Annotated in this window: 1 protein-coding gene; it reads right to left on the bottom strand. The window is 41.4% G+C overall.

The genetic code is table 11. The features are described from left to right. Positions 1-123: 123 nt before the first annotated feature. The coding region (locus tag EO766_RS18230; RefSeq protein ID WP_287101809.1) for an aldo/keto reductase at positions 124-1044 on the bottom strand (921 nt) is incomplete at its 5' end.

Below are 1044 nucleotides of genomic sequence, written 5' to 3'. Positions count from 1 at the left end.
AAAAAAGAATTGGAACTGTATTTTTCTATGTTGCGGGAAATTTTTGATGAAGTACTGAAAAATTAATTGCATATAACAAAAATGCTCCAGCGGAGCAAAGTATCGGTAGCAGCATTATTCAATTTATTGATGGCCCAAAACAGGATGTGGTTCATACAGTGCCTCCAATCGGTTAATGTCTTCCTGCGATAATTGTACAGAAAGAGCAGCCACCGCATCTTCCAGATGCCCGGGTTTGCTGGCGCCAATAATCGGGGCCGTAATATCGGGTTTGCTCAATACCCATGCCAAAGCAATTTGTGCAGGAGGCAATCCTTTTGCTGTGGCTATCTCAGATACAAGATTTACAATATCAAAATCACTGTCTTTTTGATATAATTTTTTACCATATTCATCTGTTTGTGCTCGTAGGGTTTCCTTTCTTTCTTTGGTTCTTCTGCCGGTAAGTAATCCACGAGCCAGTGGCGACCAGGGAATCACCGCAATTTTTTGATCACGGCATAAAGGAATCATTTCGCGTTCTTCTTCTCTGTAAATTAAATTGTAATGTGGTTGCATGGAAACAAAACGGGTCCACCCATGCAGATCTGCCGTGTACAATGCTTTGGCAAATTGCCAGGTATACATAGAAGAGGCGCCAATATAACGTGCCTTTCCGGCTTTTACAACATCGTGCAGGGCTTCCATGGTTTCTTCAATGGGTGTATGGTAATCCCAACGGTGAATTTGATACAAATCCACATAATCAGTTTGTAATCTTTTTAAACTGGTATCTATAGAATGCATGATATGTTTGCGGGAGAGGCCGCCATCATTGGGGTTGGCACTCATAGGGTTAAATACTTTTGTAGCAATTACCAATTGATGGCGCTGGCCATATTCTTTCAAAGCTTTGCCCAACACAGTTTCGCTGGCACCATAGGAATAAATATCAGCCGTATCAAAAAAGTTAATGCCTAAATCCAATGCTTTTTTTATAAAAGGCTTACTGTCGGCTTCATTTAAAGCCCAAGGCCAGCGTTCGTTTGGATGGCCATACGTCAT

The sequence above is a fragment of the Hydrotalea sp. AMD genome (genome assembly GCF_004100315.1).
Taxonomy (GTDB): Bacteria; Bacteroidota; Bacteroidia; order Chitinophagales; family Chitinophagaceae; genus Hydrotalea; species Hydrotalea flava.
Note: the sequence above shows the minus strand (reverse complement) of the source record. Positions and strands in the feature narration are given on the sequence as shown.